General features: G+C 68.7%; 15 protein-coding genes. 8 read left to right on the forward strand and 7 right to left on the reverse strand.

Features of this window, described 5'->3' with window-relative positions; genetic code table 11:
- Positions 1–310: 310 nt before the first annotated feature.
- The 7 genes from ACIPC1_RS20125 to ACIPC1_RS20155 form a co-directional block, all read right to left on the reverse strand.
- Positions 311–3727, reverse strand: a complete 3417-nt coding sequence (locus ACIPC1_RS20125) for a CARDB domain-containing protein (RefSeq protein WP_402518717.1) — start codon at positions 3725–3727, stop codon at positions 311–313.
- 612 nt (positions 3728–4339) lie between these two features.
- Complete coding sequence (locus ACIPC1_RS20130; RefSeq protein ID WP_402518718.1) at positions 4340–5236, reverse strand: S1 family peptidase; 897 nt, start codon at positions 5234–5236, stop codon at positions 4340–4342.
- A gap of 420 nt (positions 5237–5656) precedes the next feature.
- Complete coding sequence (locus ACIPC1_RS20135) at positions 5657–6847, reverse strand: MFS transporter (RefSeq protein ID WP_402518720.1); 1191 nt, start codon at positions 6845–6847, stop codon at positions 5657–5659.
- A complete protein-coding gene (locus ACIPC1_RS20140) occupies positions 6825–7430 on the reverse strand; it encodes a GNAT family N-acetyltransferase (RefSeq protein WP_402518722.1) in 606 nt (201 codons plus the stop codon). Before ACIPC1_RS20140 ends, ACIPC1_RS20135 begins: the two co-directional genes overlap by 23 nt.
- Positions 7427–8617 carry a type III PLP-dependent enzyme gene (locus ACIPC1_RS20145; RefSeq protein ID WP_402518724.1) on the reverse strand — a complete coding sequence of 397 codons (1191 nt, stop codon included), beginning with the start codon at positions 8615–8617 and terminating at the stop codon, positions 7427–7429. Before ACIPC1_RS20145 ends, ACIPC1_RS20140 begins: the two co-directional genes overlap by 4 nt.
- Positions 8614–9933 (reverse strand): DUF6271 family protein, encoded by a 1320-nt coding sequence (locus ACIPC1_RS20150; RefSeq protein ID WP_402518726.1) that lies wholly within the window; start codon positions 9931–9933, stop codon positions 8614–8616. The genes ACIPC1_RS20145 and ACIPC1_RS20150 overlap by 4 nt, the downstream gene beginning before the upstream one ends.
- Positions 9915–10979 (reverse strand): phytanoyl-CoA dioxygenase family protein, encoded by a 1065-nt coding sequence (locus ACIPC1_RS20155; RefSeq protein WP_402518727.1) that lies wholly within the window; start codon positions 10977–10979, stop codon positions 9915–9917. Before ACIPC1_RS20155 ends, ACIPC1_RS20150 begins: the two co-directional genes overlap by 19 nt.
- Positions 10980–11537: 558 nt before the next feature.
- Between ACIPC1_RS20155 and ACIPC1_RS20160 the strand changes: the two genes are divergently transcribed.
- The 8 genes from ACIPC1_RS20160 to ACIPC1_RS20195 all read left to right on the forward strand — a co-directional run bounded on the left by ACIPC1_RS20160 (position 11538) and on the right by ACIPC1_RS20195 (position 21631).
- A complete protein-coding gene (locus ACIPC1_RS20160) occupies positions 11538–13049 on the forward strand; it encodes a glycoside hydrolase family 3 protein (RefSeq protein WP_402518728.1) in 1512 nt (503 codons plus the stop codon).
- Positions 13050–13287: 238 nt separating this feature from the next.
- Positions 13288–14493 carry a 4-hydroxyphenylpyruvate dioxygenase gene (gene hppD / locus ACIPC1_RS20165; protein WP_402518729.1) on the forward strand — a complete coding sequence of 402 codons (1206 nt, stop codon included), beginning with the start codon at positions 13288–13290 and terminating at the stop codon, positions 14491–14493.
- Positions 14494–14583: 90 nt separating this feature from the next.
- Positions 14584–15774, forward strand: a complete 1191-nt coding sequence (gene fahA, locus ACIPC1_RS20170) for a fumarylacetoacetase (protein WP_402518731.1) — start codon at positions 14584–14586, stop codon at positions 15772–15774.
- Positions 15775–15856: 82 nt separating this feature from the next.
- A complete protein-coding gene (locus tag ACIPC1_RS20175; protein WP_402518732.1) occupies positions 15857–16534 on the forward strand; it encodes a GntR family transcriptional regulator in 678 nt (225 codons plus the stop codon).
- A 435-nt stretch (positions 16535–16969) separates the two neighbouring features.
- Positions 16970–18193 (forward strand): amino acid ABC transporter substrate-binding protein, encoded by a 1224-nt coding sequence (locus ACIPC1_RS20180; RefSeq protein ID WP_402518733.1) that lies wholly within the window; start codon positions 16970–16972, stop codon positions 18191–18193.
- A complete protein-coding gene (locus tag ACIPC1_RS20185) occupies positions 18193–19077 on the forward strand; it encodes a branched-chain amino acid ABC transporter permease (protein ID WP_365430740.1) in 885 nt (294 codons plus the stop codon). Before ACIPC1_RS20180 ends, ACIPC1_RS20185 begins: the two co-directional genes overlap by 1 nt.
- Positions 19074–20906: an ATP-binding cassette domain-containing protein gene (locus ACIPC1_RS20190; RefSeq protein WP_402518735.1), complete on the forward strand. Its 1833-nt coding sequence runs from the start codon at positions 19074–19076 to the stop codon at positions 20904–20906. Before ACIPC1_RS20185 ends, ACIPC1_RS20190 begins: the two co-directional genes overlap by 4 nt.
- Entirely contained in the window at positions 20903–21631 is a 729-nt protein-coding gene (locus ACIPC1_RS20195; protein ID WP_402518737.1) for an ABC transporter ATP-binding protein, read from the forward strand. The genes ACIPC1_RS20190 and ACIPC1_RS20195 overlap by 4 nt, the downstream gene beginning before the upstream one ends.
- Positions 21632–21658: the final 27 nt, after the last annotated feature.

Here is a 21658-nt window from a genome sequence, read left to right on the forward strand (position 1 = left end):
GTGCCGCGCGCGCCGGTTCGGGGCCGGCGAGTCCTTCGCGGTTCCGGGATCGGACGTCCGCCGGATGGACCACGACGCCGGCGCCGTCATCGTCCATGTCTGCTCGCCGCCCATCCGGGCCATCGGCCACTACGAGATCATCTACGGCGAACTCCCTCGCACACCGGGCGAGCCGACGAGGGTTCGCCCGCGAGCCCTCGCCTGCTCTCCGCGCTCAATGCGATCTCCCGGTGACTGCGACCACAGGCTGATGGGCCCGCCCCCTTTCCGGAGCGAGCCCATCAAGTCCGGTTCTGTGCCCGGGGATCCCCTACGGCTGTGGGGGCCTGAGCCCGTTGCTCGTGACGCTCTGGTTGATCACGAACTGTGAGCCGGGTTCGATGAGGATGTTCCCGTCGCGCGAGTTGGTGATGGTGACGTTGCTGAGGGTGGCGCTGCCGCGGGCGCCGCCCATGGCGAGGATGCCGGATCCGTTGTTGGACTTGTCGATGGTGACGTTGGAGATCTGGGCCGTCACCGTGCCGCCGCCGGTCTTGAACTGAATGCCGTCGTACGTCGAGTCGCGGATGTCGGTGTCACGGATGACCACCCCGGGGATGGCGAGGTTCTGGGCGAACAGGGTGATGGCTCCGAACTCCTGATCCTCGTTCCAGAACGCACCGCCCGTGCGGTACAGCCCGTTGTTGGCGATCAGCGTCTGCCCGGAGAAGGGCAGCGGGTCGTGGTCGGTCGCCAGCATGATGCCCGGGTAGTTCATGGTGTCGTAGATCAGGTTGTTCTCGATGGTGTTGCCGTAGCCGCCGTAGACGGCGATGCCGTTGGCCCGCCAGGGCAGTTGGACCGTGTTGTTGCGGAAGTGGTTGTCGTGGCCGATGTCGACCGCCTGGTCCTTGACGTACTTGCTGGCCCACACCGCGAGGGCGTCGTCACCGGTGTTGCGGAACGAGGAGTTCTCCACCGTCGAATTGCGGGTTCCGTTGGCGAAGTTGATGCCGTCGGCGTAGGTGTTGCGGACCCGCACTCCGGTGAACTCCAGCCGGTCGCCCGGCCCCCAGAGCTCGGGGATGTTGGTGTAGTCGCGGCCCACCCACACGCCGACGTTGGCGTGCTCGATCCACACGTTGGTGATCTTCGTGTCCTGGCCGAAGCGGCCGTTGAGACCGACCCCGCCCTCGGCGTTGCCGTCGCCACCCCGGATGGTGCCCGAGCCGAAGATGGCGATGTCCGAGATCTTGGTGTTGTCGTCGATGTCGAACCCGAAGTTGCCCTCGTGCGGATGGTTGATGCCGCCCGCCGATTGGGGCGGGGTGAGCGTGTAGAGCTGCGAGTGCCACATGCCGGCACCTCGGATGGTGACGTCGCTGATGCCGACCTGGTTGTACTCACCGCGGTTGAGCGGGTCGTCGGTGAGGATCTTCTGCTCCTGGCGCCACTGGCCCGCCGGGATCCACACGCAGTCGATCTGGCCGTTCTGGTCGGCGGTCACGGCACGCTGGATGGCGTCCGTGTCATCGATGCCGTCGTTCGGCACCGCACCGTACTGCGTGATCGAGACGCAGCCGACCGGCTGGGAGACGGGCGGGGCCACCTGCTCCAGGTCGATCAGGTCGACGATGTAGAAGGAGGCGGTGTCGCCCGCGTCGCGCTGCAGCCGGAAGGTGGTGCCCGCCGGGTAGGTCTGTGTGAGCAGCGCGTTCGACTCGTCGAAGAGTCGGCGTGCGTCGGTCCCCGGGGTGTTGGTGAGCCCCTCGGGTGAGTCGGTGTTGCCGTACAGCCAGCTGTACTTGGAGCTGAGGTTGATCTTCCGTACGAAAGTGCCGTTCGCGTAGAGACTCAGGGTGGCCTCGGTGCCACCGCCGCCCGCCGCGTCCGGGATGGAGTTGCGTACGACGATCGAGTTGGCCGGGCTGGTCGAGGTGAACTGGACGTACTGTCCGGTGGAGTTGAGGCGGACCGAGGCACGGCCCGACGACTCGGTGGCGAAGTTGGTGTGACCGAAGGTCCGCAGCTGATCAGTCGTCAGGAGCGTTCCCTGGTACGTCCCGTCCTCCGCCTCGTACTCGATGTAGGGCACCGCGGCTCCGCGGCCGACCACGATCGAGTGGGAGTAGATGTTGTTGTTCTCGTTGGTCTCGGTGACGGTGTTCGTGGCGTCGGCGGTCGCGGTGAGCACGCTCGCACCGCTCGTGGCCGTCCACGTCCCGCTGATGGTGACGTTGGCGGTGGCGCCTGCGGCGATCGCACCCGCGGTGCCGTTGAGTGTGGTGCCGCCCACCTGGAGGCGGGCCACGGAGCCCGCGGGCGTGGGCGAGATGCCCCGGTTGTGCACCGCGACGGTGAAGGACACGGACGCGCCGGCTGCGGGGCTGGCCGGGTTGGTCGTGATGCCGGTGACCTCAAGGTCGGGTCCGGGACTCTGGGTGACGGTCAGCTTGTTCGCCGCGGTACGGCTGTTGTTGGTGCTGTCCAGCTCGGGCACGGTGTCCGTCGGATCGACCACGGCGGAGACTGTGTAGCTCCCCGTGGCCCGCTTGCCCACGGCCACGGAAGCGGTCTGGGAGGCGCCCGCTGCGAGCGCGCCGACCGGGGCGCTGCCTGCGACGGTGCCCTCCAGGCTGACGTTCACCGTGGTGGCGGGGGCGGCGGCCGTACCGGAGTTGCGCACGGTCGCCTGGACCGTGACGGTGTCCGACTCGGTGGGTGCGGCCGGCGTCCAGGTCAAGTCGGTGACGACGAGGTCGGGGTTCGGGGCCGCGGCGCCGATGACCTCGAACTCCGCGACCTGCGCGCCGTATCCGCTCGAATTGCTCGTGAACCTCAACTGCACGTCCGCGTACCGGCCGCTGACCGGGATCGTGACCGAGTTGGCGTTCGAGGCGGGGTTGAAGGTGTAGTCGGCGGCGGCCTTGAGCGAGGTGAATCCACTCGCGGACTGCTCGCGTCCCAGGACCTGGATGTTCTGTGTCCTGGTCGCCCAGGCCGCGTTCGGGTTGAGCTTCACGGTGATTCCGCTGAGGTCCGCGTTGGCGCCCAGTTTGGTGGTCAGCGTCGCGGGCTGGCCGTTGGACTCCCAGTAGGTGCCCACCTGCCCGTCGTTGGCGTTGGTCGCCACGAACGACTGGACCGTCGAGGAAGCCTCGATCGGCTTGTTGAGGGAGAGGTTGGTCCCGTCGACGGGCGGCTCCTCGGGTTCGCCCCCGCTGTCGGTGCCGTAGACCTCGACCTCGGACAACTGGGCCGAGTTCCAGCCGGTGTTGGCGCTCACCTGCACGCGGACGTGACGCACGCTCTGGGCGGTGAAGTCCACGGTGACCGTGTTGGCTCCGGCCGGGTCGAAGCGACGCGCGGCCGAACCGGACAGGGACGTGAAGGTGGAGCCGTCGGTGCTGCCCTCGACGGAGAGGGTCTCGGTCCTGGCCTCCCAGGTGGTGGGCAGTTTCAGGACAACCTGGTTGGCCTCGACGGTGCCGCCGAGATCGACGCGTATCCACTGCGGGAACGACCCGGACGGGCCCTCCCAGTAACTCTGCTGGCTGCCGTCGGTGACGTTCGTGGCGGGATAGCCGCTGAGGGACCCGCTGTTCGTGGCGCTCTTGCCGAGCGCCAGGTTGGGTCCGCGCACCGCCGCCGGTGCGGCGGTGGCGGTGCTGGGTTGGAGACCGACGGTGACCAGGCCGGCCAGAAGCAGGCCGATGGTCGTCCGTAGGCCGAAGCGCTTCCGTCTCATGGCGTCCTCGTTCCATGGCAGGGGGACGACGGGGGAGCGTGCTGAGAGATGCAGAGGGGCCGGCCGGGGGCCGGGAAGTCAACGGTGAAGCGCGAAGGTACGCGAGGTGGCAGGGGCGGACCAAGGCCCGCCTGCCGAGGATTGCCGCTAGGCAGTCGTTAATTTGCGTGATTCGATCGGCTCTTTGCTCTCGCATGACAGATTTCTGGCTACGGTTCCGTTTGTCAATGGCATGCGCACGACGTGTCGTCGTGGGGTGAGCCGGTGCCGGGGAGAAGGCTGGGACGGTGGGCCGTCAGCCGGGTGTCGCGCGTGCCGGTCGCATGGCGTAGCCCGGCGGGCGGGGCGAGTTGGGGGTTCGGGGAGCATCGCGGCGGTCACGGACCGGCGCGGCGTCGGCCGGGTCCCGAGGCGCCAGGTCCCTCAGCGCACAGCGGTGTTCGAAGACGGGCGGGTCACCTCGGAGGACTGAGCGGACCGCGTGGTCGGTCGACCCACCAGGGGCATCTCACCGGCGCCTCCGCGAGGCGAACAGGGCGATGCCGCGGATGCGCGACCGGAACCGGCCCCGGTGACGGTGACGGGCGCGAGATGCTGAGGTCCGACGCTCCGTCAGGCGAGTGACAGGCCGTAGGCGTTCAGCACTTCCTGGATCGGCTGGTAGTAGGTGGTCCCTCCCGTGGTGCAGTTCCCCGAACCGCCGGACAGGATGCCGATGACCTTGTCACCCGAGAAGAGTGGCCCGCCGCTGTCTCCCGGTTCGGCGCAGATGTTGGTCTTGATCAACCCGGAGACGACGTCTCCGCTCCCGTAGTTGACGGTCGCGTTCAACGCGGTGACCACGCCGCACCGGACAGCCGTGGTGGCGCCCCGGCGGCAGACGCTCTGGCCGACGTAGGCAGCCGCGGTCCCGGTGATCAAGACGGTTCCGATGGTCCCGGGGTGCGGCACGGCCGGGTTGGTGTACCGCACGAGGCCGTAGTCGTCGCCGGGGAAGCTGGTGGCGGTGGTCGGGCCTACCGGCGTCGTCATGGCGGAGGTCGTGTACCAGGTGGGCAGGCCGGCGGTGCAGTGGCCTGCGGTGACGAAGTAGTAGGTGGACCCGGTTCGCACGTTGACGCCCGCCGAGCAGCGCCAACCGGAGGCGTAGACACCGTCGCCGCCCGAGAGGAGGGTGCGCAGCCGCCCGTCGAGGCGTTCGAGGGTCATGGCACCGGCGAAACGGCTGCCGGCGCGGCGGAGTCCGGCCAGGTCCGCCTCGGCGACCGTGGAGTCGGCGAAAACCCGTAGCCTCCCGGTTCGCTCGTCCACGGTCCACGTCGTCCCGGCGATGTCCAGGGATTCGACGGCAGAGGTCACGCCGGACACCGCGGCGGTGGAGGGTGCGGCGCCGGCCGTGGGCGCCGCGGACGCGTGAGAGCCGGACACCGCCAGCGCGGCGGCGACGAGCAGGCTCAGCCCCGAGGCGATCAGCCGGGAACGCCGGATGGTGGTACGGCGTGCTCTCATCACCGAATCTCCCCGAGGACGGTCCGTCAGGTTCGCCACGCGCGGCTGGACACCGGGCGTGCCGCGCTTCCGTGCCGTGCTTCTGTGCCGCGCTACTGTCGTGCCTTGCTGCTGTCGTGCGCACCGACGACGTACGTGCTGCTGGTGCGTGCACACCGACGACGTGCACACCGACGACGTACGTGCTGCTGTGCATGCACACCGACGAAAGGTGCCCCGCCGAAGCGCGCGGGGACAAGTCGTGGCGCGCGGGAAACGGCCGACCGACGAGATCCAGTGACAGCCGATCAACGCCTCATTGTCCCCGGCCGTGCCAGGCACCGGTAGGCCAACACCGGCCGCAAAGCCGGAGTTGGCCCACTGGGAGCCGAGAGCGGTCTCGGTTGCCCGCACGGAACCGTTCGCAGGACCCGGGACGACTCAGCCACTCACCGGTGTCCAGCGGATCTGCGTACCGCACAGGGTCACCACGAGTGCCGCGGCCGCGACCACGCCAAGCCCCCACACCAGGCTGCTGGAGTTCGCCACGAAACCGATGAACGGCGGGCCGGCCAGCAGGCCCGTCGTGCCCATGGCGGCGACGAGCGCCAGCGCGTCCGAGCCCTGTTTGGCGGCGGCCACGTAGACGCACGGGGTCACGGCCGCGCATCCCAGTCCGACACAGGCGAACCCGACGAGGGCCGGCACCACTCCCCCGCTCACGAGGGCGAAGGCCAGGCCGGCGGCGGCAAGCGCGCTACCGAGGACGACGACACGTCCGTCGCCCCAGCGGCTGCGCCAGCCGTCGGCGAAGAGGCGGGCCACCACCATCATTCCCGCCACCACGGCGATGCCCAGGGGGGCGAGTTCCGCCGACGCCTTGGCCACGTCCTTCATGTAGAGGGCGGACCAGTCGTTCATGGAGCCCTCCGTGACGGTGCCGAACGCCATGGCGAGGCACATCCACAGCGTCATACGGGACGGAAGCGTCCAACGGCTACGGCTCTTCTCCTCTTTCTCCTTCTCCTCGGCACGCGCGTCCTCGGCGAGGAGACAGGGCCGCGCGCCGGCGGCCAGCAGGACGAGGACCACGGCCGCCACGCCGAAGTGCGTCGCGACCGACGAGGTCGCCGCGTTCATACCGGATGCGAGGAGTGCCGCGAGCAGCGAGCCGGCACTGAAGGTCGCGTGCAGCCGGGCCATGGTGTTGCGTTCGTACCGCGCCTCAAGCGCTGCTCCCTGCGCGTTCATGGCGACGTTCAGGCATCCCACAAGGACGCCGTCGGCACACATGACCAGCAGGGCGACCGGATAGTTCGGCGCCGCGGCCAGCGCCAGGAGCAGGAGGGTCAGGCCGAGGGTCGACAGGAGTGCGAGCCGCGCCGAACCCAGCCGCTTCATGAGCACCGGGACCAGGGGGAACGACGCCACAGCGCCGATCCCCGCCGCCATCAGCAGCACCCCCACCTCGGCCGCGGTCAGGTCGAGATCCGCCTTGATGGCGGGGATCCGTGCGGCCCAGGTGGCGTACTGGAAACCGAGCGAACAGAACAGCGCGGCGATCGCCAACTGGGCACGGAGGAAGGGGTCGTGGGCACGGACGGAGGGTTCATGGACACGGGACACGGACATCAGCTCGCTTCGTCGGGGAGGAGGGGCCGCGCGGCACCACGCCGGTCGGCTCAGGCTGTGCACCCAGGTCGGTCGGCACCGCCTTGGACATGTAGACGGCGTTCGTGCCGTAACCGCCGGGAGAGATCCCCGGGTGAGCGGTGAACCCGCGCGCCGACCAGAAGCTGTCGCTGTGGCCGACAGCGATCAGCGAGATCCGCTCGTCCCCACGCCTCCGGGCGGTCAACGCGAGGTGGTGGAGAAGGCGCTGGGCCAGTCCCCTGCCGCGTAACTCCTCCGTGATAACGATGTCATGCAGGTGCAGATTGCCCGATGCGGGCCCCGGGCGCGGTGGGACCACCGCCTCCTCGGCCCGTTCCAGATCCGGGTACCGGAAGGCCGGATAGGGCATGGCCAACAGGTAGCCGGCCGGCCCGAACCCGACGTCCAGGACGAAGCACGTACTCGGTGAGACGACCGCCCTGGACCGAAGCGCGGCCCGCCCCTCCGACAGGCCGAGTCCGGTGTAGGCGCGGGACTCCATCGCCACGATGCCGTCCCAGTCGGCGTCCGTGATGGGGCGTATGTGTACGACGTCGCTCATGGGCGACCCGCGTTCGTCAGGGTGTACGGGAGCGGGGCGAACCCGTTGAAGCCCTCGGTCATGTAACTGATCGAGTAGGCACCGCTGGACAACACCCAGACCGGGTCCCCCGACGTCAGGTCCTTGGGTACGTCGACCAGGCCGTGTTCATGGTGGTAGGCGTCGTCGCTGTCACAGGTGGGCCCCGCCACGACGGCGGGGACGCACTCGGCGTCGCGGTGCGTGGGGAACACGAGCCGGTACTGCAACGCGTCCATCTCGTAGAGGCCGTTGAACTTGCCGGCGCTCAGATAGAGCCAGTACTGACGCTCACCGTCCGGTCCCCGCCGCTCGGACAGCCGGGCCACCTGGGCCCGGATGGCGCCATGGTCGGCGACCATGTAGCGGCCCGGCTCCATGACGAACTCCAAGTGGTCGCCGTGAACGCCCCTGAGGTACCGCATCCCCTCGCGGATCACGGCGAAGATCTTGTCCATCGGCGGGTCGAGCGGCAGGCCGAACCTGTCGAGGTATCCGAGCGCCGGAAGACCGCCGCCGAGGTTGACATGGTCCAGCGTCATCCCACGGCTGCCCAGCTCGGTCAGGACGTCCGCCACGCATTCGACGGCGCTGTGCCAGGCGTCCGCCGTCATCTGCTGGGAACCGACGTGCACGGACAGGCCCGAAGGTGTCAGGCCCTGATCCCGCGCCGCCTCCAGCACCTGCACCGCGTCGGCGGGCGAGCAGCCGAACTTGTTGCTGAGGCCCCACAGCGCCCCTTCACCGCTGGTCGACAGTCTGCAGAACACCCGGGCTCCCGGAGCATGGGCCGCGATCGCCGCCACGTCCTCCAGGCTGTCGGTCGCGAAGTCCCTGATGCCGAGACGGTAGGCGTCGGCGATGTCCCGGTCGGACTTGACGGTGTTGCCGTAGTGCATGCGGCCGACCCGTACCCCCGTCCGCAGCGCCTGTTCCAGTTCACGCGGGCTTGCCCCGTCCACTCCGGCGCCCTTGCGCGCCAGGCACGCGAGCACCTCGTCCACCGGGCAGGCCTTCATGGCGAATCGGACGTGAACGCCGGGCAGTTCGCGTTGCAGCGCCTCGTACCGCTCCTCGATTCCGGCCAGGTCCAGGACGATCCGGTCCTCGTCGGCGGCGGTCAGAGCGGCGAGCAGAGGTGCGGAGAGTTGCGTCGTGGTCTCGGTCACCCCGGCCGCCCCGGTGACAGGTGTACGGGGGTGCGCCTGGCCACGCGCACCAGCGGGCCCCATGCCTCGACCAGGAGGGCGAAGTCCTCGATGTCGCTGCGCGCTTCGTCGAGGAGGCGTTCGCGGCGCGTCGCCAGAAGGTCGGCGAACTCGGCGTAGATTCCGCCCAGTTTGCGGTAGGAGGTGTCCAGGATGTCCAGACGCCGGACGTTCTCGGTGCGGTCGAGCCCCGTGCTCTCGCTCGCCAACCGGGCGACGACGGACGCGCGTAGCTGTCCTTCGTCGTCGAGCAGCGCCGGGCCTGCCGCGGCCATCTGGTCGTAGATGGAGTTGAAGTAGAGCATCGACAGCAGGAACTTGACGTAGCGCAGCTGGTAGGCCATGAACCCGGCGTCGGTTCTTCGTTCGCCGGTGTAGAAGTTCTCGATGTTGCGGTTGTGCAGCACACCGGGCAACGCGGCGTCGTGGACCAGGTGGATCAGGAAGTAGTCGCTGCCGATCGTGTCGGTGGCGGGCGGCAGCGGCACGCGTTCGTGCACTCCGTGGAAGCTGATGTTGCACATGTCCACGCGCATGGGGTCCACGAGGGCGAGCGTCGAGTGGTCCTTGACGAACGGGTCGGTGCCCGCGCCGCGGAAGGAGTCGTCGACGAGTTCCTGTTTCATCTCGCGGGACCAGTGGGCAGGTGCCCACAGGCTGACCATGTCGTAGTACACGTCGGGGTCGATCCGGAGTATGTCGCCGATGTCCACGGACAGTTCGCCCACGAAGGAGCTGCCGACCATCGCGACCCGCTTGTCCTCGTGCTGCGCGGCCAGCGTGGTCTCGGTGACATGCGGCGCGACGTCGGCCGCGCGTCTGCCGAGCGCCGTCAGCTCGTGATGAACGGGGAAGACGGTCTCGCCGTTCACGACCTGGTACCGGCTGTCGGAGTCCCTGCGGTGCACGGACTCGCAGCCGAGCGCGACGGCGATGAGGAACGCGCGGTTGGTGCAGGCGCCGTAGGAGAGGCCTTCGGGGAGCATCAGGTCCAGCAGGAGGTCGGGCTTCATGGTCCCGGCCCGGCCGATCACCCGCTGGAGGAAGTCCTGTTGCTCCGCCTCGTCGATGTGGTGGACGACGATCCGCTCACTGGCGGGGAGGCGGCGCACGGTCTCGGCGTGTTCCGCATAGGCGGGTGTGTCGCAGGAGTCGAGGATCAGCAGGTGCACCTCGGCGTCGAAGTGCTCGGCGGCGTAGGCCGCTTCCTCAGCGATGGCCTCGATCGTCGCGGAGCACGGTCTGTTCGTGGGAAGGGTCAGGCATATTCGGCGCATGCCGCTTCTCCGACCGGCTCGTCCAACTCCACACCGCTCCAGGACGCGAGGCCCAGCAACTTGGCGCCCAGTTCGTCGAGGTCGGCCCTGTCGTACCTCAGTGACTCGTGCAGCCTGGCGTCACCGAGCAGCGTCGCGTTCCAGTCCGGTGTGCTGAGGTGGCTCCACGAGTCGACCCGTGAACGCCTCAAGGTCTGGTGGGTGTCCAGTGCCGGCATCATCGACAGGTACTGCGCCGCCCGTACGCCGTTCTGGGAGGTGTTGGGGGCCACACCGTGTGCCAGCAGGCCGTTGAATATCAGCAGGTCGCCGGCCTTGAGTTCCGGGCGTAGGACGGGGAACTCGGCCCGGTCGATCCGGGGCCGGATCGGGTCACGGTCGTCCGGCTGGAGTGCCTTCCAGTGGTCCAACTGCCGGAAGAGCTCCGGAGAGCACTGGAAGCCGCCGAGTTCCGGCGTGATGTCGTTGAGCGCGATGATCCCCTGGACCCGCTGCGGCGGAATTCCGAGTGAGGTGTCGACATCCCAGTGCAGCTCGATGTCGAAACCCTCATCCGTCCGGGGTATCAGGGCCCGGTCGCGGTTCTTGATGTTGGGCGGGTTCAGGTTGAGCCGGTCGAGGGTGACCCACAGCTCTTCGCAGTCCCATACGTCGACGAAGGCGTCGTAGACCCGCTGCGCCTGGCGGCTGTCCCAGAGGAGTTGGTGGTGGTACGCCTCGACGAACCCGTAGATGTGCAGGTCCCGGTCCAGGTCCGAGCGGTACTTGCGCTCCTCGTACCAGGTGTCCGGGCGCTCGGGGTCGAGCCCCTGGAAGTCCCAGGTGAAGTCGAGCAGGCTCCGGGCCGCCAGGGCGGGTATGGCCTCCTTCACGATGACGTAGCCATAGGTCTGCCATGAGGCGAAGTCCTCTTCGGACAACACCCTGAGCGGGACGGTCTTCTTCAGATCACGCAGGGGGGTCTGCGCCAGATAGGTCTCGGCGTCCGCACTGAAGTAGGGGACGGGAGAAGCAGCTCGATGGAGAAATCGGTCAGGCGTGGGCATGCAGTGCTCCAGACCTCGGTCTTCCCCGTCGACAGATGTGTCCACGAGGACGGAAACGCGGTCACCGATGACTTGCGGCACGTTCGCCACGTGGATCCGGACGTGCGACGGTCTGCGCACCTGCCGTCCGGACGCGCACCGGCGTTGTACGACGGAGCCGGAAGCGGCGCACGTCGCACAACAGGGAAAAGGGATGGTCGGCCTGCAGGGTCACTGCATCAGGTGCCACACCAGCCCCTCTTCGAACTCGCGCCCCACCAATTTGGACTAGACCAACTCACGCTGTCAAACATGTATTTGAGTGCATGTCGCACTCAAAAGGCCTACATGGACGGCCGGTTGAAAGCGGGCGGAAGGTGGTCACCTCGTACACAGGAAGGCGGTCACCTCGGACAACAGCCCCAGAGTCATGCCCTGCGCCGACCCAGGCCGGCCCTTGACACGAATGGTTAGCCTTGGGCCAAAGCTCGTTGGTCTGTACCAAGTCCATGTCGTCATGTCGATGCGAGCATCGGCGGCACGGATGCGCGGACTCTTCCCGAAAGGCGAACGCACTCGATGGTCTCCAGCAAGCACAGCAAGGAGTTGCGGCGGCTGGCGCTCTCCGTCCTGCAACCGGGGTTCGTGGGTACCGAGGCACCGGCCTGGGTTCTGCGCGAGATCGGTGACGGACTGGCGTCCGTCGTCCTCTTCGCCCGCAACATCGTCTCGCTGGAGCAGATCGCCGAACTGACCGGGCAACTACGCGCGGAGAACCCCGCGTTGATCATCGCGATCGACGAGGAGGCCGGCGACGTCACCCGGATCGAGTCCGCGACCGGCTCCACCCGGCCGGGCAACTTCGCACTCGGAACCGTCGACGACACCGATCTGACCGAGTCCGTCGCCGCCGGCCTCGGCCGCCAACTGCGCGCCGCCGGAGTGAGCCTCGACTACGCGCCCAGCGCGGACGTCAACTCCAACCCGGACAACCCGATCATCGGGGTCAGATCCTTCGGCGTCGACCCGACGGTGGTGTCCCGGCACACCGCCGCGTGGATCCGGGGGCTCCAGTCGGCCGGAGTTGCCGCCTGCGCCAAGCACTTCCCCGGCCACGGCGATGTCGCCGTCGACTCCCACCACGGCCTGCCCACCTACGGTGCCACCCGCGACGAGATAGCCACCCAGGCCCTGCCTCCGTTCCGGGCCGCCCTGGACGCGGGTGTCCGCGCGGTGATGAGCGGCCACCTCCTGGTCCCCGCGTACGATCCCGACCTGCCCGCCACTCTCAGCCCGCGCATCTTGGACGGCCTGCTCCGCCGGGAGCTCGGATTCGAGGGCATGATCGTCACCGACGCCATCGAGATGGGCGCCGTCGCCGACCGCTACGGAATCGACGGCGCCACGGTACGAGCAGTCGTCGCCGGTGCCGACGCGATCTGCGTCGGCGGCGAGAACGCCGAGGAGGCCACCGTCGGTCTTCTCGCCGGTTCTCTCGTCGACGCCGTGGTCCGCGGCGACCTCAGCCATGACCGACTCGAGGAGGCGGCCGGGCGCGTCCAGGAGTTCGCGGGCTGGTCGGCGGGCCTGACCCAGGCCGACACCGTCGACACGATCAGCAACGACATCGGCTTCGCGGCCGCCCGCCGCGCCATCCGGCTGGCCGGAGCGGTACAGGACGCCCTACCCCTGTCCGCCGCACCACACGTGGTCGAGTTCGTCGCCACCACCAACCTGGCCATCGGCAAGGAAACCCCGTGGGGTGTCGCCGCCCCGCTGCTCGAACGGCTCCCCGGCACGACCATCGCCCGCGTGCGGCACCAGGATCTGCACTCGCAAAGCGCCGCCCTGGAGGCCTGCGCGCTGGAATCGGCCACGGGTCGCCCGTTGGTGGTCGTCGTCAGGGACGCCTCCCGGCACGAGTGGATGGCCCGCGCCCTGGCGGACCTGATCGCCGTGCGTCCCGACGCGATCGTCGTGGAGATGGGCCTGCCGGGCGCCGCGGTACCGGGAGCGCGGCAGATCTTCACCCACGGTGCCACCGCCGCCTCCGGGGTGGCCGCCGCGGAGGTACTGGTGGGGTCCCGCTAAGCCATGGGCCCCGGGTGCGCCGGTTGAAACCGGTCCCTGTGCCGGAGCGGCTTCTCGCTGAACATTCTGTCCAGCCTGGAGCCGCTCCGGCTATGCAGATTGGGCACTCTGTTCAGCACTCAGAGCAACTCTTGCACAGGCTGGCTTCAGGAGCTGTGCTGTCTGTCATCGCGGGCTGCGACTTCGGTGGGCCCGGGACGGTCCGCCTTTCCGCCTTCGCCTGAAGGAGAGCTCCGTCATGAGCATCGAGCAGACTCTCACCAGCCAGGAGCGCCTGGCCGAGCTGGACCTGACGCAGCTTCAGCAGCTGGTCGGCCTGGTCGAGTACGACGAGAACAGCGACCCGTTCCCCGTGACGGGCTGGGACGCGGTGGAGTGGGTGGTGGGCAACGCCACGCAGGCCGCCCACTTCTACCAGTCGGCGTTCGGCATGGAGCTGATCGCCTACTCCGGCCCCGAGACCGGCAACCGTGACCACCAGGCGTACGTGCTGCGCAGCGGTGCCATCCGCTTCGTCCTCAAGGGAGCCGTGGCCCCGGGCAGCGCCCTCGCCGACGTCCACCGCGAACACGGCGACGGGGTGAGCGACATCGCGCTCGAAGTACCGGACGTCGACCGCTGCGTCCGGCACGCGCGGGCCCAAGGGGCCACGGTCTTGGAGGAGCCGCACGACATCACCGACGAGCACGGCACCGTACGCCGGGCCGCGCTCGCCGCGTACGGGACGACTCGGCACTCGTTGATCGACCGGTCCCGCTACAACGGGCCCTACCTGCCGGGGTATGTGGCCCGCTCGTCCTCGTACGTGAAGCGGCCCGGTGCGCCGAGGCGGGTCTTCCAGGCCCTCGACCACGTGGTGGGCAATGTCGAACTCGGCAGGATGGACGACTGGGTGGACTTCTACAACCGGGTCATGGGCTTCACGAACATGGCCGAGTTCATCGGGGACGACATCGCCACCGAGTACTCGGCGCTGATGAGCAAGGTGGTGGCGAGCGGCAACCACCGCGTGAAGTTCCCGCTCAACGAGCCGGCGGTGGCGAAGAAGAAGTCGCAGATCGACGAGTTCCTGGAGTTCTACCAGGGTCCCGGGGCACAGCATCTGGCGCTGGCCACCAACGACATCATCGCCTCGGTCGACGCCCTGCGTGCCGAGGGGGTGGAGTTCCTCGCGACCCCCGACTCGTACTACGAGGACTCCGAGTTGCGCGCCCGGATCGGCGAAGTGCGGGTGCCGGTCGAGGAGTTGCAGCGGCGGGGCATCCTCGTCGACCGCGACGAGGACGGCTATCTGCTGCAGATCTTCACCAAGCCGATCGGCGACCGTCCCACCGTGTTCTTCGAACTCATCGAGCGGCACGGCTCGCTCGGTTTCGGCAAGGGCAACTTCCAGGCGCTGTTCGAGGCGATCGAGCGCGAGCAGGCCAGGCGCGGCAACTTCTGACCGGGAGCAGTCCGTGACGGGCGCCGACCGAAGGATCCCGTCACCGACCCGGTCCGCCCACCACTCTTCGGACACCGGAAGTGACGCCCCATGACCTGGCTGGACCTGCCGACCGACGACCTCTTCGGGATCAGCAATCTGCCCTACGGAGTGTTCTCCCCGCGCGACGGCGCCCCGCGTGTGGGGGTCCGTGTGGGCGCCCAGGTGCTGGATCTCGCGGCGGTGCTCGACGACCGGATCTTCGCCCGGCCGTCGCTGAACGCGTTCATGGCGCAGGGCCGCGACCGCTGGACGCAGGTGCGGGCCCGGGTGACCGAACTGCTGGCCGACGGCCGGTACAGGCAGGCGGTCACGCCACATCTGCACCGGCTCCAGGACGTGCGACTGGACCTGCCCTTCGAGGTCGCCGACTACGTCGACTTCTACGCCAGTGAGCACCACGCGACGAATCTGGGGCGTCTCTTCCGTCCCGGCAGCGACCCGCTCACCCCCAACTGGAAGCATCTGCCGATCGGCTACCACGGCCGGGCCGGCACCGTCGTCGTGTCGGGTACGCCCGTCACCCGGCCCAATGGACAGCGCAAGAGCCCCGAAGCCGCCTCGCCCGTCTTCGGGCCCTCGCAGCGGCTGGACATCGAGGCCGAGGTCGGTTTCGTCATCGGCACCGGCTCACGTCAGGGGGAACCGGTGTCCGGGGCCGACTTCCGCGACCGCGTCTTCGGGATCTGTCTGGTCAACGACTGGTCGGCGCGCGACCTCCAGGCCTGGGAGTACGTTCCCCTCGGACCGTTCCTGGGCAAGTCGTTCGCCACGTCGGTCTCCCCGTGGATCGTTCCGCTGGACGCCCTGGACGCCGCCTGGGCCACGCCGCCCCCTCGCGATCCCGAACCGCTGCCGTATCTCGCCGACACCGGCAAGCAGGGACTCGACCTGGAACTGGCGGTCCGCCTCAACGGCTGCCTCATCTCCACGCCCCCGTTCGCCTCGATGTACTGGACCGGCGCACAGATGCTGGCTCATATGACGGTCAACGGGGCCTCCACCCGCACCGGTGACCTCTACGCGTCGGGCACCGTCAGCGGCCCCCGTGCCGACGAACGCGGTTCCCTCATCGAGCTCACCGAGGGTGGCGCCCGCCCCCTCGCCCTGCCCGACGGTTCGGCCCGCACCTTCCTGGAGGACGGCGACGAGGTCACCATCAGCGGCACCGCGCCCGGCATCACGGGGGGCCGTATCGGCCTGGGCGAAGTCACCGGCCGGATCCACAGCGCCGCGGAGTGACCCGGGGCGGGCGTACCATCCGGTCGGGAGCGTGCTCCGCATGGCATTGCCTCCATGACTGAATGCAATGTATACGTTGTACATGCTCTCTTCCGGTGCCCGTCCCGAAGAACGTCCAGGGCTGCACAACCAAGCCGAACTCGCCTACCGGCGGCTGCGCGAGCGGCTGATCGACGGGCACTACACGCCCGGCGACCGGCTGACGGAGCTGGGTATCTGCGAGGATCTCGGCATGAGCAGGACGCCGGTCCGCGAGGCGCTGCGCCGACTCCAGAGCGACGGCCTGGTGACCTCGACGGGCCGGGGTGTGGTGGTCAGTTCACTCTCCGCGCAGGAGATGCTGCACGCGACGCAACTGCAGGGCGCGCTGGACGCGCTGGCCGCCAAGCTCGCCGCCACCGCACAGCGTGACGGCCAGTTGTCCCCCGCGCAGCTCAGCGGGCTCAAGGAGGCCTCGCGCCGGGTGGAGGAGCAGGCCGAGGCCGGCGACCCGGCAGGGGCCTGGCGCGCGAATCTCGACTTCCACATGATGCTGGCCCACCTCTCGGGCAATCCTCTGCTGGAGGACACGCTCGACCGCATCTGGGCCAGGTTCGCCATCGTGAGCCTCAGTAACATCAACCGGCGCAAGGACCTGACACCCCGCCAGCACGACGCGATCGTCAGTGCCATCGTCGACGGCGACCCGGCGAGGGCGGAGGCCGCCGCGGCCGAGCACGCACGAGAGGCGGCGGAGATGTACGGAGAAGGTCACCACTGAAGTAGCGGTACGCGCCTGTCCTGCCTCATGGCACCGCGCCGATTTGCCACCGCGGTCGGCGAACGGCACGCGTTCACACAACCGGAACCCATACTTACCGGCGAGTAGAGCTTTTTGCGGCAACCCTTGTCCGATCCCTTGTCGACCCTTGATGTGCAATGTATACATTGCACATCAAGGGCGAGGGTGCCTGCGGGCGCCCCAGCCGTCACCACCCACGGTCGGGCGTCGCCTGCACGCCTGGGGAGACGTTCCACGCACACGGGACAGGCGTAAGGAACAGGCGCCAACGGTCGCCTCCGGAGCGGCATTTGACGAGCCGTCACCACTTCCGGTGGCCGCCTTCCGTCCCGGTCCGTGTCATCCGGCACGGCACCGGTCCGCGGGGCTGTCCATGTGAACCGCCATCACGATCACCAACTTGAGGTGAATGTCATGCCAGGAATCGGCCGAAGCGGACGACACTCAGCCCTGCTCAGTGCGACGGCGGCGGTGCTGCTGCTCGCCTCCGCGTGCGGATCGGGGTCGGGTTCGAGCAGCGGAGCGATCAAGATAGGTGCCTCACTGCCGCTGTCGGGCCCCGTCGCCGATGCCTCCAAGCCCGCGTACGAGGGCTACAAGGTGTGGCTCGACCAGCTCAACGCCGACGGCGGGCTGCTGGGCCGCGACGTCGAACTGAAGGTGCTCGACGACGGCTTCGACCAGAACACCGTCGTCACCAACTACAACCGCCTCATCAGCCAGGAACGCTCCGACCTGCTGCTCGGCACCTTCTCGTCGAAGCTCAACCTGCCCGCCTCCGCCGTGGCCGAGCGCAACAAGATGCTCTACGTCGAGCCCTCCGGCGGCGCCGAGGAGATCTTCAACCGCGGTTACGACTACCTGTTCTTCGCGCAGCCCAGCACTTCGCTGGACCTGCCGGAGCAGTTCGTGCAGTACGTCAAGTCGCTGCCGGCCGCCGAGCGGCCGAAGACCGCCGCCTATCCCACCCAGGACGACCCCAACACCGATGTCACCGTGGAGGAGTTCCGCAAGGAACTCACCAAGCTCGGTGTGAAGACGGTCTACAGCGAGAAGTACGCGCCGGACACCGTCAACTTCGACTCGATCGCCAGCGCCGTGGCACGGGCCGAGCCCGACCTGATCATTCACGGCGCTGTCGCGGCCAACGACGGCGCGGGTTTCGTCAAGGCGCTACAGAAGCAGCAGTTCAGCCCCAAGATGATGTTCCAGACCAACGCACCGAGCCTCATCGCGTCCTATCCCCAGGCGATCGGCACGGCGAACACCGAGGGCATCTTCACCTCGGCCGCCTGGAGCCCGAAGGCCGACTACACGGGCAACGCCGAGTTCGTGGCCGCGTACACGAAGGCCTACGGATCGGCGCCGGGTGACGACGCCGCGAACGCGTACACGGCCGGCCAGGTGCTGGAGGCCGCGGTCAAGGGCGTGGGCAGTCTCGACCAGGACAAGCTGGCCGACTGGCTCCACTCGCACACCGTGCAGACCATCGTGGGCCCGCTGAAGTGGGACGAGCGCGGTGTCCCGGACGGCAACATGCTGCTCGCCCAGTGGCAGAACGGGAAGTTCGAGTTCGTCGCCCCGGCGAGCCAGAAGACCGTCGACAAGGCGGTCAACCCCAAGCCCGGGTGGTCGTAGTGGGTACGTTCTTCCAGGCTCTGGTGCTCGGGCTGCTGGTCGGCGGCGTGTACGCGCTGGTCGCCTCCGGCATGAACCTCATCTTCGGCGTGATGAAGGTCGTCAACCTCGCCCAGGGCGGCATGCTCATCCTCAGCGCCTATCTCACGTACTCGCTGTGGAACGCCACCGGCATCGACCCGCTGCTCCTGGTGCTCATCACGACGCCGTGTCTGCTGGTCGTCGGCTGGGCCACGTACTACATCTTCATCGAGCGGTCACGGACCACCGACGCCTCGATGGCGCTGGTGACGACCTTCGGCCTCACGCTCGTCACCAAGGGCGTCATCGCCCTGATCTGGGGCAACGAACCGAAGTCAGTCACTCCCGGCTACGCCAACCGCTCCTTCTCCGCCCTGGGACTGAAGTTTCCGCAGGCCCAGGTGTACGCCTGCCTGGTCGCCGCCGTGGTTCTCACCGGCCTGTATCTGCTGTTGCGCCACACCTGGCTGGGCCGGTCCATCCAGGCCACCGCGTCCAGTTCGGAGGGCGCCCGGCTCATCGGCATCGAGGTCCGCTCCGTGTGGGCCGCCGCCTACGCGCTCGGCGTGGCGGCGGCGGGCGCGGGCGGGACGCTGCTGAGTCTGCTGTACCCGTTCATGCCGAGCTCGGCCGACCACTGGATCGGGCTGACGCTCGCCATCATCGTGCTCGGCGGCATGGGCAGCCTGCCCGGCAGTGTGCTCGGCGCCCTGGTCATCGCCGTCGCCGAGTCCCTGACCTCCACGTACGTGGCGCCCGACTGGGCGGCCGCGGTCCCGTATCTGGCCATCATCCTGGTGCTCGTGGTCCGCCCGCAGGGCCTGCTCGGCACCCGGCTGCGAGAGGACATGAGCCGCGCATGACCATCAACCGCCTGCGGGCGTACGGGATCGGTCTCGCCGCCACAGGCCTCGCCGTCCTCCCGCTCGTCAATGACAACGCCTATCTCCAGAACATGGCGATCATGGCGTTCCTGCTGGCCGTCATGGCCTCCGGCTGGAACATCATCTCGGGCTACGCCGGCTACATCTCGCTCGGGCAGAGCGCCTTCCTCGGGGTCGGCGCCTACACCACCGCCCTGCTGTCCATCCACACCGGCATCTCCCCGCTGCTGGCCGCGCCGGTGGGCGGTGTCGTCGCGGCGGCCTCCGCGCTCGTCCTGGGTCTGGTCGGCCGGCGCACCCGAGGCATCGCCTTCGTCATCATCAGCTTCGCCTTCCTGGAGTTCACGGCGCTGCTGGTGTCCAACTGGGGATCGCTGACCAACGGCAACCACGGGCTCGCGCTGCCGCTGCCGACCTGGGACCGGGCGTATCTCAACTGGCCTTTCTACTACTACCTGTTGGCACTGCTCACGCTGACCGTGTGGGGCTCCTGGGCGATCCGCCGCTCCAAGTTCGGCATCGGACTGATGGCGATCCGCGACGACGAGTCGAAGGCGGACGGCATCGGGCTGCGCACCGACCGCTACAAGATGTTCGCGTTCGCGGCCAGCGCCTTCCCGATCGGTGTCGCCGGTGGCATCTACGCCTACTACATCGCCTTCCTCGAACCGGCGTCGATGTTCGACATCGTCATCGCCATGCAGATCGTGCTCGCCGCCCACCTCGGCGGAGTGGGCACGCTGTGGGGACCGGTCCTCGGCGCGTTCCTGCTGGAGTCGCTCAACCAGCTCACCAACCAGACCCTCAGCGGCCCGGACGCCGGTTCGTGGCGCCTGATCATCTACGGTGCCCTGCTCGCGGCGATCGTCCTGTTCTTCCCCAAGGGCCTGCTCACCGAGGGCGCCGCCTGGGTGGCCCGTCGGCGCCGCACCGGCCCGCAGGCGGTGGCCGGCACCCGGCTGACCGCGGTTCCCAACACCTTGCCTCCGGCCGCCGTGGTCCGTGACCGCACCCCCACGACGGCGCAGGGTCCGCTGCTGCGAGTGGCGGACCTGAGCAAGGCGTTCGGTGGGGTGCGCGCAGTCGACGACTGCTCGTTCACCGTCGAGCGCGGTTCGATCACCGGACTGATCGGGCCCAACGGGTCGGGCAAGACAACGGTGTTCAACCTCCTCGACGGCAGCCTCCCGGCCGACAGCGGCAGCATCCACCTGGGCGAGCGTCGCATCGACCGGCTGCCGCGCTGGCAGCGGGCGCACGCCGGACTGGCCCGTACGTTCCAGGCCACCAGGGTCTTCCCCCAGCTCACCGCGGTGGAGAACCTCGCCGTGCCCAGCCGTACGTTCTCCACCGCTGGTCTTGCCGCCTCGGCGATCAGCGGCAAGGAGGCGGCGCGGGCCCGCGAGTGGCTCGACTTCGTCGGTATGGAGGCGTACGCCGAACACCGGGCGGGCGACCTGTCGTACGGGCAGCAGAAGCTCATCGAACTCGCCCAGGCCCTGATGCTGGAGCCGGAGATACTGCTGCTCGACGAACCGGCCGCCGGCATCAACCCGGCACTCGTGGACCGGCTCAGCGGCATCGTCCGCAAGCTCAACGAAGCCGGAACGACCGTGGTGATCGTCGAGCACAACATGCCGCTGGTGCTGTCGCTGTGCGACCACATCCACGTCCTGGCCCAGGGGCACGTCATCGCGAGCGGGCCGCCCGGACAGATCGAACAGGACCCGGCCGTCCTGGACGCCTACCTCGGCGACCACACGCCGGGCCCGGGCAACACCCCGGCCACCACGGGAGCCAACTCATGATCACCTTCAGGAATCTGGTGGCGGGCTACGGACGCGCCGGCGACATTCTGCGCGGCGTCGACTTCACCGCCGCCGAATCCGCCATCACCTGCATCGTCGGCCCCAACGGAGCGGGAAAGTCGACCGTGCTCAAAGCGTGCAGCGGGCTGTTGCGCCCCCGCGGAGGTCAGGTCCTGCTCGGCGACGAGGAGATCGGCGGGCACTCCCCCGCGGAGATCCTGCGCCGCGGAGTCGTCCAAGTACCCCAGCACCACGGGCTGTTCCCGTCCCTGACCGTGCGCGAGAACGTCATGCTCGGCGCCTACGTCAACCGCAAGGAACGCGAGCGCAACCGACGCCGGTACGAGGAGATCACCGAGCTCTACCCGCTCATCGCCGAGCGCGCCGACGACAAGGCCGCCTCCCTGTCCGGCGGTCAGCGCCGCACCGTCGAGTTCGCGCGCGCCCTCATGCTGCGCCCCCGGGTCGTCCTCCTCGACGAGCCGACCCTCGGCCTCGATCCCAAGGCCGCCAAACAGCTCGCCGACTCCGTCACCACGCTCAACCAGGAAGGGGTCACCGTCCTGATGGTCGAACAGAACGTACGGTTCGGCCTCACCCTCGCCGACCACGCGGTCGTGATGGAAGGCGGCCGCGTCCTGCACACCGGCGCCGCCGACGCACTGCTGGCCGACCCGGACATGGCCCAGCTGTTCTTCGGAGCCGCTCCCAGGCAAGAGGCGTGATGAGTACGCCACTTGGGCCGCGGGAGC

Origin of the sequence: Streptomyces sp. NPDC087263, assembly GCF_044744645.1 — a bacterium.
Classification (GTDB): domain Bacteria; phylum Actinomycetota; class Actinomycetes; order Streptomycetales; family Streptomycetaceae; genus Streptomyces.

Coding starts and splice junctions, on each gene's coding strand:
- ACIPC1_RS20175 (WP_402518732.1), top strand. CDS start 15,857: ATGCTCTCTTCCGGTGCCCGTCCCGAAGAACGTCCAGGGCTGCACAAC.
- ACIPC1_RS20155 (WP_402518727.1), bottom strand. CDS start 10,979: ATGCCCACGCCTGACCGATTTCTCCATCGAGCTGCTTCTCCCGTCCCC.
- ACIPC1_RS20190 (WP_402518735.1), top strand. CDS start 19,074: ATGACCATCAACCGCCTGCGGGCGTACGGGATCGGTCTCGCCGCCACA.
- ACIPC1_RS20135 (WP_402518720.1), bottom strand. CDS start 6,847: ATGTCCGTGTCCCGTGTCCATGAACCCTCCGTCCGTGCCCACGACCCC.
- ACIPC1_RS20180 (WP_402518733.1), top strand. CDS start 16,970: ATGCCAGGAATCGGCCGAAGCGGACGACACTCAGCCCTGCTCAGTGCG.
- ACIPC1_RS20160 (WP_402518728.1), top strand. CDS start 11,538: ATGGTCTCCAGCAAGCACAGCAAGGAGTTGCGGCGGCTGGCGCTCTCC.
- hppD (WP_402518729.1), top strand. CDS start 13,288: ATGAGCATCGAGCAGACTCTCACCAGCCAGGAGCGCCTGGCCGAGCTG.
- ACIPC1_RS20195 (WP_402518737.1), top strand. CDS start 20,903: ATGATCACCTTCAGGAATCTGGTGGCGGGCTACGGACGCGCCGGCGAC.
- ACIPC1_RS20140 (WP_402518722.1), bottom strand. CDS start 7,430: ATGAGCGACGTCGTACACATACGCCCCATCACGGACGCCGACTGGGAC.
- ACIPC1_RS20130 (WP_402518718.1), bottom strand. CDS start 5,236: ATGAGAGCACGCCGTACCACCATCCGGCGTTCCCGGCTGATCGCCTCG.
- ACIPC1_RS20150 (WP_402518726.1), bottom strand. CDS start 9,933: ATGCGCCGAATATGCCTGACCCTTCCCACGAACAGACCGTGCTCCGCG.
- ACIPC1_RS20125 (WP_402518717.1), bottom strand. CDS start 3,727: ATGAGACGGAAGCGCTTCGGCCTACGGACGACCATCGGCCTGCTTCTG.
- fahA (WP_402518731.1), top strand. CDS start 14,584: ATGACCTGGCTGGACCTGCCGACCGACGACCTCTTCGGGATCAGCAAT.